The sequence below is a fragment of the Pseudomonas sp. PL-6 genome (assembly GCF_054110165.1).
The window spans coordinates 4,525,489-4,540,190 of record NZ_CM134189.1; the positions used below are offsets into that span (position 1 = coordinate 4,525,489).

The window sequence follows — 14,702 nt, forward strand, 5'->3', positions numbered from 1 at the left end:
GGCTCGAGGCCGGATCCTCGGTGAACGCGCGACCTAGGAATATCCCAATCTATGGCGCAGCGCCTGCTCCAGGCGCTGCGCCACCTCGTCGAGCGCAGGCGGCGCGGCGAGCAGGTCGCGCATCTGCACCATCTTCAGCCCGGCGTAGCCGCAGGGGTTGATGCGCAGGAAGGGCGTCATGTCCATGTCGACGTTCAGCGCCAGGCCGTGGAATGAGCAGCCGCGGCTGACCCGCAGGCCCAGCGAGGCGATCTTGTCGCCGGCCACGTACACACCCGGCGCGTCGGCCTTAGGCGCCGCCGCGATGCCGTAGCCGGCCAGCACATCCACCAGGCTCTGCTCCATGACGGTGACCAGCTCGCGCACGCCCAGCTCCAGGCGGCGCAGATCCAGCATCAGGTAGGCCACCAGCTGGCCTGGGCCGTGGTAGGTGACCTGGCCGCCGCGCTCGACCTGGATCACCGGGATGTCGCCCGGCGCCAGCAGGTGCTCGGCCTTGCCGGCCTGGCCCTGGGTGAACACCTTGGGGTGCTGCAGCAACCAGATCTCATCCGGCGTCTGCGCATCGCGCTCGCTGGTCAGTCGACGCATGGCCTCCAGGGTCGGTTGATAGTCGACCAGCCCCAGACGACGAACGACGAGCTCGGGCACTAGAGCACCATATGCACGCGGCCGGTGGCGCGCAGGTCGAGGTGGATGGCCTGCAGCTGCTCGACGCTGGTGGCGGTGATCAGCACCTGCACCGAGAGGAAGTTGCCGTTGCGGCTGTCGCGCATCACCAGGGTGGAGGCATCCAGATCCGGCGCGTGGCGCTGGATCACTTCGATCACCAGATCGGAGAAGCCCTCGCCGGCGGTGCCGATCACCTTGATCGGGTAACGCTCGCAGGGGAATTCGATTTTCGGGGCTTGAACGTCGCTATCGGTCATGGCTTGTGCCCGTCCAGGAAAAGGGCCACGCCGGGCTGGCGCGGCCGGGCGCTATCAGTTGAACAGGCCGAAGAAGAACAGGCGGATGCTGTCCCACAGACGGCGCAGCAGGCCACCTTCCTCGACGGCTTCCAGGGCCACCAGATCGGCGCTGTGCACCACCTGCTCGCCCAGTTTGACCTCGACCTTGCCGATCACGTCGCCCTGCTGGATAGGGGCGATCAGCTGCGGGTTGAGGGTCATGCCGGCCTGCAGTTTTTCCAGCTGGCCCTTGGGCAGAGTCAGGGTCAGGTCCTCGGCCAGACCGGCCTTGACCTGGCGGCTGGCGCCCTTCCACACGTCGGCCTGGGCCAGTTCGGCGCCCTTCTGGTAGAAGGTGCGGGTCTCGAAGAAGCGGAAGCCGTAGGTCAGCAGTTTCTGCACCTCGGCGGCGCGAGCCTGCTCGCTGACGGTGCCGAACACCGCGGCGATCAGGCGCTGGCCGTCGCGCACGGCGGAGGCGACCAGGCAGTAGCCGGCTTCTTCGGTGTGGCCGGTCTTCAGGCCGTCGACGGTCTTGTCGCGCCACAGCAGCAGGTTGCGGTTGGGCTGCTTGATGCCGTTCCAGAGGAACTCCTTCTGCGCGTAGATGGCGTAGTGGGCCTGGTCCTCGAAGATGATGGCGCGGGCCAGCTTGGCCATGTCGTGGGCCGAGGAGTAGTGCTCCGGATCCGGCCAGCCGGTGGAGTTCATGAAGTGGCTGTTGGTCAGGCCGAGACGCTGGCCATGGCTGTTCATCATGTCGGCGAAGGCCTCTTCGCTGCCGGCGATATGCTCGGCGATGGCCACGCTGGCGTCGTTGCCGGACTGGATGATGATGCCGTGCAGCAGGTCGTCGACCGAGACTTCCTTGCCCACCTCGATGAACATCTTCGAGCCGCCCATGCGCCAGGCCTTCTCGCTGATGCGCACCAGGTCGCTTTCCTTGATCTGGCCGCGATTGATCTCCAGGGTGGCGATATAGGCGGTCATCAGCTTGGTCAGGCTGGCCGGCGGCAGGCGCTGATCGCCATTGTTCTCCACCAGCACGTTGCCGCTGGCGGCGTCCATCAGCACATAGGAGGTCGCCGCCAGTTGCGGCGGCGCCGGGATCACCTGCTGCTGGCTGGCCCAGGCGAGCGGCGCGGCCAGTAGGGTCAGGAACAGGGAAGCACGTTGCGCGAAGCTGGTGATATTCATCCGTCTCTCGAAAGTCGTTGCATGGGTGTTGAATGGCCCCGCAGGGCCTGCGCTCGATCCGCCGCAAGCGGCGGACCTGGGGTTAGTCCGGCAAATGCCGGTTAAGTGCCATCAATCGGCACGCACCAGGGTCGGCTGACCCAGGTTGGCCAGGCGCACGCTGCTCTGCAGCTGCTCAGCCTCGCCCTGGCTGCCGATCGGGCCCAGGCGTACGCGATGGAGAATCTGCTGGTCGCGCACCACTGAGCTGATGAACACCGGGGCACTCACCGTCTGGCTCAGCTTGGCCTTGAGCAGCTCCGCAGCGTCCGGATTGGCGAAGGCTGCCACCTGGAGATACAGGCCAGAGGCTGCGAGTGAATCGTTTTTTTTTGCGTCGATCTGCACCGGCAGCACGGCCGCGGCGTGCTGCGCCGGCGGCGGCGAATACTGCTCGAGCACCTGCGGCAGCGGCTGGGCCACGGGCTGCGCCACGGCGGCCTTGGCCGGCTGGCTGCCCGCCAGCACCAGCGGTACCGGACGGCCCTGCTGCGCCCACCACTCGTGCGGGTCGATGCCCTCGACCTTGACCCGCGCGGTGCCCTTCTCGGCATAGCCGAGCTTCTTCGCCGCGGCGAAGGACAGGTCGATGATGCGGTCGGAGTAGAACGGCCCGCGGTCGTTGACCCGCAGGATCACCGTCTTGCCGTTCTCCAGGTTGGTCACCCGCACGTAGCTCGGCAGCGGCAGGGTCTTGTGCGCCGCGGTCATGCCGTACAGGTCGTAGGTCTCGCCGTTGGCGGTGGCCTGGCCGTGGAACTTGGTGCCGTACCAGGAGGCCGGGCCCACCGCCTGGTAGCGACGGGCGTCCTGGATCGGGTAGTACTGCTGGCCGAACACCACGTAGGGGCTGGCCTTGACCGGCCCGTAGTGCGGCATGGGGATGGCGTCGGGAATCCGCGACACGTCGACGTCCCACCAGGGCGCGCCGTCCTTGTGCGGGCGGTTGAAGTCGCCCGGTCCGGAAATCCCCGCCGGCGCGCTGGGCGTCGCCACGGTTTGCGGCGCCCGCTTCGACGAACAGCTCGCCAGCAGCAGCGCGGCGGCCACGCAGACGGCCAGCGGCAGCAGTTTGCAGCTGTTCATCGCTGCCCCCGCGCGTCGACCAAGAGTTCGGCAAGCTGGTTGACCGCCATGGCGTACATCACGCTGCGGTTGTAACGGGTGATGGTGTAGAAGTTGGGCAGGCCGAACCAGTATTCGTCGCCCTCGGCGCCTTCCAGGCGGAACGCGGTCACCGGCAAGTCGTCGGCCAGCGGATCCTGCGCCTGCCAGCCCAGTGCGCGCAGCTCGGCGACCGTCTTCACCGGGTCCAGGCCCTGGGTCAGACCCTCGTCGACGCGCGCGCCGCTGACCTGGACGCGACTGGCCACCTGGCCGCCGGCCTGCCAGCCGTGGCGCTTGAAGTAGCTGGCGACGCTGCCGATGGCATCGGTGGGGTTGCTCCAGATATTGATATGGCCGTCGCCGTCGAAATCCACCGCGTAGGCGCGGAAGCTGCTCGGCATGAACTGCGGCAGGCCCATGGCGCCGGCGTAGGAGCCCTTGAGGCTGATCGGGTCGACCTGCTCCTCGCGGGTCAGCATGAGGAATTCGCGCAGCTCCTTGCGGAAGAAGGGCGCGCGCGGCGGATAGTCGAAGGCCAGGGTGGACAGCGCGTCCATCACCCGCCAGCTGCCGGTGTTGCCGCCGTAGAAGGTTTCCACGCCGATGATGGCGACGATGAACTGCGCCGGCACGCCGTACTCGGCCTCGGCCTTGTCCAGCGCGGCCTGGTGCCGGCGCCAGAAGTCGACGCCCTGGGCGATGCGCTTGTCGGTGATAAAGATCGGCCGGTAGTCCTTCCACGGCTTGACCTTCTCCGCCGGGCGCGAGATGGCGTCGAGAATCGCCTGCTTGCGCTCCACCTCGGCGAACAGAGCGAGCAGTTGCTCGCTGGCGAAACCGTAGTCGCGGGTCATTTCCTCGACGAACTCGGCCACCTGCGGCGAGCCGTCGTAATCGGCGGCCAGTGCCTGGGCGCCGGATACCCCCGCCAGGCCTATCCCCAAAAGCGTTCGAGCTGCCCAGCCGCGCAGTAGATGCATTGAATTCATTACCCCAATCAAACCTGTGCGATCCACTTTCTATGGGTGTGGATCGCCATCAAGACCCCAAAACCTGACAGTAGCGTCACCAGATGGGTTCCGCCGTAACTAATGAACGGCAGCGGCACCCCCACCACCGGCAACAGGCCGCTGACCATGCCGATGTTGACGAACACATAGACGAAGAAGGTCATGGTCAGCGCGCCCGCCAGCAGCTTGCCGAACAGCGTCTGCGCCTGGGCGGTGATCACCAGGCCGCGCGCGATCAGCAGCAGGTACAACAGCAGCAGCAGGCAGACGCCGACCAGGCCGAACTCTTCGGCGAGCACGGCAATGATAAAGTCCGTATGGCTTTCCGGCAAAAAATCCAGGTGCGACTGGGTGCCCAGCAGCCAGCCCTTGCCCAGCACGCCGCCGGAGCCGATTGCCGCCTTGGACTGGATGATGTTCCAGCCCGAGCCCAGCGGATCGCTCTCCGGGTTGAGGAAGGTCAGCACGCGGCGCTTCTGGTAGTCGTGCATGACGAAGTACCACATGCCCACCGCGATCGGCACCACCGCCGCCACCGCGCCGAGGATCCAGCGCCACTGCAGACCGGCCATGAACACCACGAAGGCGCCCGAGGCGAGGATCAGCAGCGAGGTGCCCAGGTCCGGCTGCTTGAGGATCAGCACGAAGGGCACGCCGATCATCGCCAGGCAGACGAGCACGTGCTTGGGCCGCGGCGGCAGGCTGCGCTTGGCCAGGTACCAGGCGACCGTCATCGGCATGATGATCTTGAGGATTTCCGAGGGCTGGAAGCGGATCACCCCGGGAATGTTGATCCAGCGCGTGGCGCCCATGGCGGTGTGGCCCATCACCTCGACCACCACCAGCAGGCCGACGCCGCCCAGGTAGGCCAGCGGCACCCAGCGCGCCATGAAGCGCGGATCGAACTGGGCGATCACCAGCATGCCGGTCAGACCGATGCCGAACGAGGTGGCCTGCTTGAGCAGCAGGTCGACGTTCTTGCCGCTGGCCGAATAGAGGATGAACAGGCTGCCGGCGCCGAGGATCAGCAACAGCAGCAGCAGCCAGCCGTCGATATGCAGACGCTGCAACAGGCCGGCACGGCGGCGCAGCACGTCCTCGTCGGACAGGGTACGGTCGAAATTGCTCATCATCGTTGACTGACCTCGGCGCTCTGCGCCGGTGCGTATTCGGCCTTGAGCTGGCCACCGTCGTCCAGCAGCCAGGCGTCCATCACCTGCTTGACCACCGGCGCCGCCACGCCGGAACCGGACTCGCCGTTCTCCACCATCACCGCCACGGCGATCTGCGGGTTCTGCGCCGGGGCGAAGGCGACGAACAGGGCGTGGTCGCGGTGGCGTTCCTGCAGCTTCTCGCGGTCGTACTTCTCGCCCTGCTTGATCGCCACCACCTGGGCCGTGCCGCTCTTGCCGGCGATGCGGTAGACCGAGCTGTCGCCGACCTTGCGCGCGGTGCCGCGGGCGCCGTGCAGCACCTGCTCCATGCCGCGGATGCCATAGTCCCAGAACTTCGCATCGCGCAGGACGATGTCCGGCAGCGGGTTGGAATCGACCGGCAGCGCGCCGTCGATGCTCTTGGCCAGGTGCGGGCGAATCCACTTGCCGCGGGTGGCCATCAGCGCGGTGGCCTGGGCCAGCTGCAGCGGCGTGGTCTGCATGTAGCCCTGGCCGATGCCGAGGATCAGCGTCTCGCCCGGGTACCAGGGCTGGCGGTAGCGCGCGCGCTTCCAGTCGCGCGACGGCATCAGCCCGGCGGTTTCCTCGAACATGTCCAGCGCCACGCGCTGGCCCAGGCCGAAGCGGCTCATATAGGCATGCATGCGGTCGACGCCCATCTTGTGCGCCAGGTCGTAGAAGTAGGTGTCGTTGGAGCGGGCGATGGCCAGTTCCAGGTCGACCCAGCCGTCGCCGCTGCGGTTCCAGTTGCGGTACTTGTGGCTGTGATTGGGCAACTGGTAGAAGCCCGGGTCGAATACCCGCGAGGTGGGCGTGACCACCCCGGCATCGAGGCCGGCCACCGCCACCATCGGCTTGATGGTCGAACCCGGCGGGTAGAGGCCGCGCAGCACGCGGTTGTACAGCGGCTGGTCGATGGAGTCGCGCAGCTCGCCATAGGCCTTGAAGCTGATGCCGGTGACGAAGGGGTTGGGGTCGAAGCTGGGCTGGCTGACCATCGCCAGCACCTCGCCGGTCTGCGGCTGGATCGCCACCACCGCGCCGCGGCGCCCGCCCAGGGCGTGCTCGGCCGCCTCCTGCAGGCGCACGTCGAGGCTCAGCACTATGTCCTTGCCCGGCTTCGGGTCGATGCGGTTGAGCACCCGCAGCACCCGGCCGCGGGCGTTGGTCTCGACTTCCTCGTAACCCACCTCGCCGTGCAGCTCGTCCTCGTAGAACCGTTCGATGCCGGTCTTGCCAATATGGTGGGTGCCGGCATAGTCGGTGGGGTCGAGGCGCTTGAGCTCCTGTTCGTTGATCCGCCCGACATAGCCCACCGAATGGGCGAAATGCTCGCGCTGCGGGTAGTGGCGTACCAGTTGCGCCGCCACCTCGACGCCGGGCAGGCGGAACTGGTTGACCGCGATGCGGGCGATCTGCTCCTCGGACAGCTCGAACAGGATCGGCACCGGCTCGAACGGCCGCCGCCCCTGGCGCACGCGCTTCTCGAAGAGGGCGCGCTCGTCCGCCGACAGCTCCAGCACCTCGACCACCACGTCCAGCACCTGCTGCCAGTCGCCGGCGCGCTCGCGGGTCACGGTGAGGCTGAAGCTGGGGCGGTTGTCGGCGATGATCACGCCGTTGCGGTCGAAGATCAGCCCGCGGGTCGGCGGAATCGGCTGCACATGGATGCGGTTGTTCTCCGCCAGGGTGGTGTGATGCTCGTACTGCACCACCTGCAGGTAGTACATGCGCGCCACCAGCACGGCGCTCAGCAGCAGGATCGCGACGCCGCCGACCAGCACGCGCCGGCGCACCTGGCGGGCGTCCTTTTCGTGATCCTTGAGGCGAATCGGCTGCGGCATCGTGGCTTACTTGGTCACTTGTGGTACGGATGGCCGGACAGCACGGTCCAGGCCCGGTAGATCTGTTCGCCGAGCAGGATGCGCACCAGCGGGTGCGGCAGGGTCAGCGGCGACAGCGACCAGCGCTGCTCGCTGCGCGCGCAGACCTCCGGCGCCAGCCCTTCCGGGCCGCCGACCATGAGGTTGACGGTGCGCGCATCCAGGCGCCAGCGGTCCAGCTCGGCGGCCAACTGCTCGGTGCTCCACGGCTTGCCATGGACCTCGAGGGTGACGATGCGTTCGCCCGGCTGCACCTTGCTCAGCATCGCCTCGCCCTCCTGACGGATCAGGCGGGCGACGTCGGCGTTCTTGCCGCGCGTGTTCAGCGGGATTTCCACCAGCTCCAGCGGCAACTCGGCCGGCAGGCGCTTGACGTACTCCTGCCAGCCCTCCTCGACCCAGCGCGGCATGCGCGAACCGACGGCGATCAGCTTGATCCGCACGGTTTGCGCTTACTCGGCCGAGTGCTGGGCGCGGCTCTGCTCGGCGCCCTGCCACAGGCGCTCGAGGTCGTAGAACTGACGCGCGGTGGGCAGCATCACGTGGACGACGATGTCGCCCAGGTCGAGCAGGGCCCATTCGCCGCTGTCCAGGCCTTCGCTGCCGATCGGGCGCACGCCGCGCTCCTTGACCTTTTCCAGGACGTTGTCCACCAGCGCCTTGACCTGACGGCTGGAGCTACCGCTGGCGATCACCATGAAATCGGTGATGCTGGTCTTGTCCTTGACGTCGATCACGGTGATGTCGCTCGCCTTGATCTCTTCCAGCGCCGCGACGGCGATCTTGACCAGCTCGTCGCTGGGCATGCTGTGCTTCTTCATAAATGACTCGTTTGCCTCGTGTAATGGGACGCCTGCGCACATGCGCGACGCTTCAAGCATGCGGCGCAGAATACAAACCCTGCGCCTGGATATAGGCCAGTACTGCATCCGGCAGCAGAAAACGCGCCGATTTGCCGGCCGCCAGCAACTGGCGAATCTGCGTGGCCGACACCGCCAGCGGGGTCTGCCAGATGAAACTGATCTGCCCGCCCGGCCCCTGCAGGCTCAGCGGGTCGCTGACGCTGCGCGCCGCCAGCAGGTCGCGCAGCGCCTCAGGCGCCTCGCTGTCGGCATCCGGCCGCTGCAGCACCAGCAGGTGGCAGTGGTCGAGCAACTCCTGCCAACGGTGCCAGCTCGGCAGGCCGCAGAAGGCGTCCCAGCCAAGCAGGAGAAACAGCTGGTCGTGCGCGGCCAGCTCGCCACGCAGCGACTCCAGGGTGTCCACCGTGTACGACGGCTTGTCGCGCTTCAGCTCGCGGTCATCGACCTTGAGCCGCGGCTCGCCGGCCACCGCCAGCTCGACCATGGCCAGACGCTGCTCGGCGCTCACCTGCGGCGCCTGGCGATGCGGCGGGCGCGCGCTGGGCACCAGGCGCAACTCGTCCAGGCCCATGAACTCGGTCACCTCCAGCGCCGCGCGCAGGTGACCGATATGCACCGGATTGAAGGTGCCGCCGAGCAGGCCGATGCGTCGGGCGGCGCTGCCCCGGGCGTCGTCAGGCTTGGCCATCAGGTGCGAATATGTCCGTCGCCGAAGACCACGTACTTCTCGCTGGTCAGGCCCTCCAGGCCGACCGGACCGCGGGCGTGCAGCTTGTCGGTGGAGATGCCGATCTCCGCGCCCAGGCCGTACTCGAAACCATCGGCGAAACGGGTCGAAGCGTTGACCATCACCGAGGCGGAGTCCACCTCGGTGAGAAAACGCCGCGCATCGCTGAAGTTCTCGGTGATGATGGCGTCGGTATGCTGCGAGCCATAGTGGTTGATGTGCTCGATGGCCGCCTCCAGCGAATCGACGACGCGAATCGCCAGGATCGGCGCGTTGTACTCGGCGAACCAGTCGTCCTCGCTGGCCACCAGCACGTCGCTGCCGAGCAGCTCGCGGGTGGCTGCGTCGCCACGCAGCTCGACGCCCTTGTCGCGGTAGATGGCGGCCAGCGGCGGCAGCACGCGGGCGGCGATATCCTTGTGCACCAGCAGGGTTTCCATGGCGTTGCACGGCGAATAGCGCTGGGTCTTGGCGTTGTCGCAGACGCGAATGGCCTTGTCGAGATCGGCAGCCACATCGACATAGACGTGACAGACGCCGTCCAGATGCTTGATCACCGGCACCTTGGCATCACGACTGATGCGCTCGATCAGGCCCTTGCCGCCGCGCGGCACGATCACGTCGACGAATTCCGGCATGGCGATCAGCTCGCCCACCGCGGCGCGGTCGGTGGTTTCCACCACCTGCACGCAGGCGGCCGGCAGACCGGACTCGGCCAGGCCCTGCTGGATGCAGGCGGCGATGGCACGGTTGGAGTGGATCGCCTCCGAGCCGCCACGCAGGATGGTGGCATTGCCGGACTTCAGGCACAGGCTGGCGGCGTCGATGGTCACATTGGGCCGCGACTCGTAGATGATGCCGATCACCCCCAGCGGTACGCGCATCTTGCCGACCTGGATGCCGGACGGCAGGTAGCGCATGTCACGGATCTCGCCGATCGGGTCGGGCAGGGTCGCGACCTGGCGCAGGCCTTCGATCATGCCGTCGATCACCGCCGGCGTCAGCGCCAGGCGGTCGAGCATGGCCGGCTCCAGGCCACTGGCGCGGCCGGCGGCCAGGTCCAGTTCGTTGGCGGCGGAAAGCTCGGCGCGGGCGGCGTCGAGGGCGGCGGCGGCGGCCTGCAGGGCGCGGTTCTTCTGCGCGGTGCTGGCCCGGGCGAGCACCCGCGAAGCCTGGCGGGCGGCCTGGCCCAGGCGGGTCATGTAAGCGTGCACGGACTCGGTCATGGCGGCGGAGGTCTGGCAGTTGAAAAAAGGGGCTGATTATAGCGGGCTCGCGAGGCCGCGCCCAGCGGCGTCCGGTAAGCGGTAGACAAGCCGTTCGCCCGGCCCCCTCGGTAACGCCGCCAGGCCCCTGGCAGCGGGCCTGGCGGTGCGACGGTGACACCCGCCGGCACAGGCCGCCCGAAGGTTGGGTAAACAAAAACCGGCACAATGTTTACCTTCAAGCTCAGGTTTTGTCCGACAAGATCGCGCCGGCGCAGTCTGCCGCCCGCTTGAGAACAAGAAAAATCGCCGGAGTGCATACCATGCGTTACCGCACCGACTACAGCGCCGCCCTGCTCGCCAGCCCGCCGGCGATCCTGGCCATCGGCGACTGGCGCCTGCACTACCAGGCCTATTCGAGCCGCGAGCAGGACGCCCGCGCGCCGGTGCTGCTGCTCGGCGGTGCCTTCCAGAGCTTTCGCTCCTTCGCCGCCGAGGTCGACGAGCTGCTCGCCGCCCACCCGGTGATCCTGCTCGACCTGCCCAGCCAGGGCGGCAACCTGCAGCTGGCGCCGGAGCTCGGTCTGGAGCAGCTGGCCGACCTGATCGCCGCCTTCGCCGAACAGCTGCAGCTGCCGCCGCTGATGCCCATCGGCCTGTCCTACGGTTCGGCGCTGGCAGCACTGTTCGCCGCGCGCCATCCGCAGCGCTGCGCGCGCCTGCTGTTGGCCGGCATCACCGCCTTCGGTCGGCCTGGCGCACGGCTGCTGCTGGAAGAGGGTCTGGCCCTGCTCGACGAGGGCCGCGCCGGTGAATTCGCTCAGGGCGCGCTGACCGGCCTGCTCAACCCGCTGCACCTGGACGACACCGGCATCGCACCGGTATTTCGCAAGGCCCTGCTGCGGCAGATCCAGCGCCTGAGCCCGGCCGAGATCGAGCGCTACCGGCAGAACAGCCGGCGCCTGCTGGCCTTCCAGGGCTTTGCCCGCCACCCGCAGTGCCCGACCCTGGTGCTGGCCGGCGAACACGACCATTTCACCCAACCCTGGGAGCACGCCAACTTCGCCGCAGCCTGCGCCCAGGGCGAATGCGCCCTGGTGCACCAGGCCGACCACCTCGCCCAGTTCGAACGGCGCGAGGCCTGCGCCGCGCTCTATCGCCCCTTCCTCGGCGAGCGCCCGCTGCCGGCCCGCAGCCCGGGCAGCACGCGGTTGCCGCGCGAGCGGCTGCTGAGCCTGGACAAGCGCTGCGAACCGCGCCTGGCGCCGCGCCAGCGCCAGGCCGTGCTGCGCCATGCCGACGGCCTGCGTTGGCCGGTGGAGCTGAGCGAGCTGGGCTTCTTCGGCGGCCTGCTGCAGGCCGACCTGCCGCCCGAGCTGCCCGGCCGCGGCTGGCAGCTGCTGGCCGGCGAACTGCCGGCGCAGCCGCTGTTGCCGCTGCGCCGCGACGCCCGGGGCCTGGCCTTCGTCTTCCCGCACACCGACGCCGCGGCCAGCCAGGCGCTGGCCGCGCTGATCCAACCCGCTCCGCTGCCGGCAGCGGCCTGCGCCTAGCCCGGATGCAATCCGGGCTAGGTAAGCCCCTCGGGTCGCCCTACACCTGCGCCTGAATCACCCGCACCAGCCCGGGCACCCGCGTCGGCGGCAGGCCGAGGCTGAGCGTATCGGCGCTGGGGTCGAAGACCTGCACCGTGGCGAAACCGCAACGCTGGAAGCCCGCCACTATCTCGCCGTGATCGCGGTAGTGCAGCGGGTAGCTGCCGCGGGTCAGCCGGCCGATCAGCTCGACGCCCCAGCGCAGCTGGCGATAGCGCGGATGCTCGCGCAGGTCCGGGTACAGCTCGGTCAGGTAGGTGGCGCCGGCGAAACCGCGCAGTTCAGTGGCCAGACGGCTCCAGAAGCCTTCGATCAGCGCCAGCGGGAAGTAGTTGACCAGCCCTTCGGTGATCACCAGCACCGGCTGGCGGCGATCCAGTTCGGCGAACAGCGCGGCCAGGCTGTGACGGCCCTGCTCGGCGAGGATATCCACCGCGCGTACCTGGTGCTCGCCACCCAGCCAGCCCTCGCCGTGCAGCAGCAGGCGCTTACGCGCGGCCATGGCCGGCAGATCCGCCTCGACATAACGCAGCTGCGGATAACGCGCGCAGAAGCGCCGGCCGCGCGGCGACAGGCCGCAGGCGATTTCCACCACCTGGCGCACACCGCCCTGCTCGATGGCGGCGGTGAGCTGCGCATCGATCTGCAGGTGGCGCTGCAGCAGGAAGGCCTCGATATCCAGGCCGAAGCCGACCCGCGCGCCCCAAGTGACGGGCCACAGCAGCTTGTGCACGAAACGGCCGAAGGCAGTGACGAAGGCCGGCTCGGCCAGGCGGTGGCGGTACCAGACGTAACCGGTGTAGTGCGCGGACGGGCTGATATGGGCGCTGCTGGCACGGCTGCGTTCAGGCATTTTTAAGGCTCTTATTGTTATGCTCGCGGCCCAGCCTAAGCCGCCGCGAGCCCCTACGACAGCCCATGCCCACCGAACCCACCCTTAGTTTGCCCTGGCCGCAGGCCCGCCCGCTGGCCGACGCCTTCTTCGACCGCGATGCCCAGCTGGTGGCGCGCGAGCTGCTCGGCAAGGTGATCCGCCACCGCGTCGGCGCGCTCTGGCTCAGCGCACGGATCATCGAGACCGAGGCCTATTACCTGGTCGACAAGGGCAGCCACGCCTCGCTCGGCTACACCGAGAAACGCAAGGCGCTGTTCGCAGATGGTGGGCACATCTACATGTATTACGCGCGCGGCGGCGACTCGTTGAACTTCAGCGCCCATGGGCCGGGCAACGCGGTGCTGATCAAATCCGCGCTGCCCTGGCTGGATGCCGTCAGCGGAGAGCCGGCGCTGGCGGCGATGCAGCGCAACAACCCGGCCAGCGACGGCTCGCCGCGCCCGCCGCAGCGTCTGTGCGCCGGCCAAACCCTGCTGTGCAAGGCACTGGGCCTCAAGGTGGCGGACTGGGACGCGCGCCGCTTCGACCCGCAGCGCCTGTTCGTCGAGGATGTCGGCGAGCGGCCGCAGCGCATCGTGCAGTGCGCGCGCCTGGGCATCCCCCAGGGCCGCGACGAACACCTGCCCTACCGCTTCGTCGATGCCGCCTTCGCCCGCCACTGCACGCGCAACCCGCTGCGCCGCGGCCAGGTCGAAGGCCAGGATTACCGCCTGCTGCCGAACGCAGGAGACGCGCCATGAGCGCCTGGCTGGAACACCTCACCGACTGGCTGGGCGGCAACCCCGAGTGGCTGGGACTGGCCATCTTCCTCATCGCCCTGTTCGAGTGCCTGGCCCTGGTCGGCATCCTCCTGCCCGGCGTGCTGCTGCTGTTCAGCGTCGCCCTGCTGGCCGGCAGCGGCGTGCTGACGCTGTGGCAGACCCTGCTGCTGGCCTATGCCGGCGGCCTGTGCGGCGACCTGCTGTCGTACAGCCTCGGCCGCCGCTTCAAAGAGGACATCCCACGCCTGCCGCTGCTGCGCCGCCACCCGGAGTGGGTGCTGCGCGCCGAGCTGTATTTCCAGCGCTACGGCATGGCCAGCCTGCTGGTGGGGCGCTTTATCGGCCCGTTGCGCCCGATGCTGCCGCTGGCCGCCGGCATGCTCGGCATGCCGCTGCCGCGTTTTATCGCCATCAGCCTGCTGGCCGCCGCCGGCTGGGCGGTGGCCTACCTGCTGCCCGGCTGGGCCACCGGCGCCGCACTGCGCCTGCCGATGGCCGAGGGCTTCTGGAGCGAGGCGGCGATTCTGCTGGCCGGCATCGGCCTGATCCTGCTGCTGACGGTGCAGGCCAGCCTGGCCGAGAAGCGCTACGCCTGCCTGCTCGGCGGCGGCCTGAACCTGCTCCTGCTGCTGGCCCTGATGCTCGGCTGGCCGCACCTGGACGCCCTCGACCAGGGCTTGATGACCCTGGTGCAGGAGCAGCGCCAGGCCCATCTGGACGCGACCATGGTGCTGCTCACCCGGCTCGGCGACCTGCGCACCCAGCTGGCCGCCGCCATCCTGCTGTGCGGCCTGCTGCTGCTCGCCCGGCAGTGGCGGCCGGCACTGTTCGCCGGCGCCACCCTGCTGTGCACCGCGCTGGCCAACGGCGCGCTGAAGAACGGCTTCGCCCGCGCCCGTCCGGACATCCTCAGCGAACCGCTGACCAGCTTCAGTTTCCCCAGCGGGCACAGCTCGGCGGCCTTCGCCTTCTTCCTGGTGCTCGGCGTGCTGGCCGGCCGCGGCCAGGGCGCGCGGCTGCGCCTGGCCTGGCTGCTGCTGGCCAGCCTGCCGGCGCTGGCCATCGCCCTGTCGCGGGTCTACCTCGGCGTGCACTGGCCCAGCGACATCATCGCCGGCGCCCTGCTGGCCTGCGCCGTGTGCGGCCTGAGCCTGGCCGCCAGCCAGCGCCGGCAGACGCTGACGGCGCTACCGGCGCGGCTCTGGTGGCTGCTGCTGCCGGCCTGCCTGGCGCTGCTCGGCGGCATGGCCACCTGGCACCTGTCCGCCGCCGTGCTGCGCTACAGCTACTAGAGA

General features: G+C 68.7%; 15 protein-coding genes. 3 read left to right on the forward strand and 12 right to left on the reverse strand.

The features are described 5' to 3' along the window. Positions 1–33: 33 nt before the first annotated feature. The 11 genes from lipB to ACW9UL_RS19760 form a co-directional block, all read right to left on the reverse strand. Positions 34–651, reverse strand: coding sequence for a lipoyl(octanoyl) transferase LipB (gene lipB / locus ACW9UL_RS19710; protein ID WP_457788025.1), 618 nt, complete (start codon positions 649–651; stop codon positions 34–36). Then, positions 651–929: a DUF493 domain-containing protein gene (locus tag ACW9UL_RS19715; protein WP_397497863.1), complete on the reverse strand. Its 279-nt coding sequence runs from the start codon at positions 927–929 to the stop codon at positions 651–653. Before ACW9UL_RS19715 ends, lipB begins: the two co-directional genes overlap by 1 nt. Positions 930–983: 54 nt before the next feature. Continuing rightward, positions 984–2,147, reverse strand: coding sequence for a D-alanyl-D-alanine carboxypeptidase family protein (locus ACW9UL_RS19720; protein WP_021441828.1), 1,164 nt, complete (start codon positions 2,145–2,147; stop codon positions 984–986). A gap of 111 nt (positions 2,148–2,258) precedes the next feature. Beyond that, complete coding sequence (locus tag ACW9UL_RS19725) at positions 2,259–3,272, reverse strand: septal ring lytic transglycosylase RlpA family protein (protein WP_021441827.1); 1,014 nt, start codon at positions 3,270–3,272, stop codon at positions 2,259–2,261. Further along, the gene (gene mltB / locus ACW9UL_RS19730) at positions 3,269–4,273 is read right to left on the reverse strand and encodes a lytic murein transglycosylase B (RefSeq protein ID WP_457788026.1); all 1,005 of its coding nucleotides are present in this window, start codon (positions 4,271–4,273) and stop codon (positions 3,269–3,271) included. The genes ACW9UL_RS19725 and mltB overlap by 4 nt, the downstream gene beginning before the upstream one ends. 17 nt (positions 4,274–4,290) lie before the next feature. Continuing rightward, a complete protein-coding gene (gene rodA, locus ACW9UL_RS19735; RefSeq protein ID WP_457791000.1) occupies positions 4,291–5,394 on the reverse strand; it encodes a rod shape-determining protein RodA in 1,104 nt (367 codons plus the stop codon). A gap of 38 nt (positions 5,395–5,432) precedes the next feature. After that, complete coding sequence (gene mrdA / locus ACW9UL_RS19740) at positions 5,433–7,322, reverse strand: penicillin-binding protein 2 (protein ID WP_021441824.1); 1,890 nt, start codon at positions 7,320–7,322, stop codon at positions 5,433–5,435. A gap of 14 nt (positions 7,323–7,336) precedes the next feature. Beyond that, a complete protein-coding gene (gene rlmH / locus ACW9UL_RS19745; protein WP_021441823.1) occupies positions 7,337–7,804 on the reverse strand; it encodes a 23S rRNA (pseudouridine(1915)-N(3))-methyltransferase RlmH in 468 nt (155 codons plus the stop codon). A 9-nt stretch (positions 7,805–7,813) separates the two neighbouring features. Continuing rightward, entirely contained in the window at positions 7,814–8,167 is a 354-nt protein-coding gene (rsfS, locus tag ACW9UL_RS19750) for a ribosome silencing factor (protein ID WP_031302530.1), read from the reverse strand. A 67-nt stretch (positions 8,168–8,234) separates the two neighbouring features. After that, a complete protein-coding gene (gene nadD, locus ACW9UL_RS19755) occupies positions 8,235–8,912 on the reverse strand; it encodes a nicotinate-nucleotide adenylyltransferase (protein WP_122108943.1) in 678 nt (225 codons plus the stop codon). Beyond that, positions 8,912–10,177, reverse strand: a complete 1,266-nt coding sequence (locus ACW9UL_RS19760; protein WP_457788027.1) for a glutamate-5-semialdehyde dehydrogenase — start codon at positions 10,175–10,177, stop codon at positions 8,912–8,914. Before ACW9UL_RS19760 ends, nadD begins: the two co-directional genes overlap by 1 nt. A gap of 302 nt (positions 10,178–10,479) precedes the next feature. Between ACW9UL_RS19760 and ACW9UL_RS19765 the strand changes: the two genes are divergently transcribed. Then, positions 10,480–11,709: an alpha/beta fold hydrolase gene (locus tag ACW9UL_RS19765; RefSeq protein ID WP_457788028.1), complete on the forward strand. Its 1,230-nt coding sequence runs from the start codon at positions 10,480–10,482 to the stop codon at positions 11,707–11,709. 40 nt (positions 11,710–11,749) lie between these two features. Here the strand turns inward: ACW9UL_RS19765 and ACW9UL_RS19770 are convergent, their stop codons facing one another. Beyond that, positions 11,750–12,604, reverse strand: a complete 855-nt coding sequence (locus tag ACW9UL_RS19770; protein ID WP_457788029.1) for a class I SAM-dependent methyltransferase — start codon at positions 12,602–12,604, stop codon at positions 11,750–11,752. A gap of 65 nt (positions 12,605–12,669) precedes the next feature. Between ACW9UL_RS19770 and ACW9UL_RS19775 the strand changes: the two genes are divergently transcribed. Next, positions 12,670–13,386 carry a DNA-3-methyladenine glycosylase gene (locus tag ACW9UL_RS19775; RefSeq protein WP_397497859.1) on the forward strand — a complete coding sequence of 239 codons (717 nt, stop codon included), beginning with the start codon at positions 12,670–12,672 and terminating at the stop codon, positions 13,384–13,386. Then, positions 13,383–14,699 carry a bifunctional DedA family/phosphatase PAP2 family protein gene (locus ACW9UL_RS19780; protein WP_457788030.1) on the forward strand — a complete coding sequence of 439 codons (1,317 nt, stop codon included), beginning with the start codon at positions 13,383–13,385 and terminating at the stop codon, positions 14,697–14,699. Before ACW9UL_RS19775 ends, ACW9UL_RS19780 begins: the two co-directional genes overlap by 4 nt. The last annotated feature ends 3 nt before the right edge of the window (positions 14,700–14,702 follow it).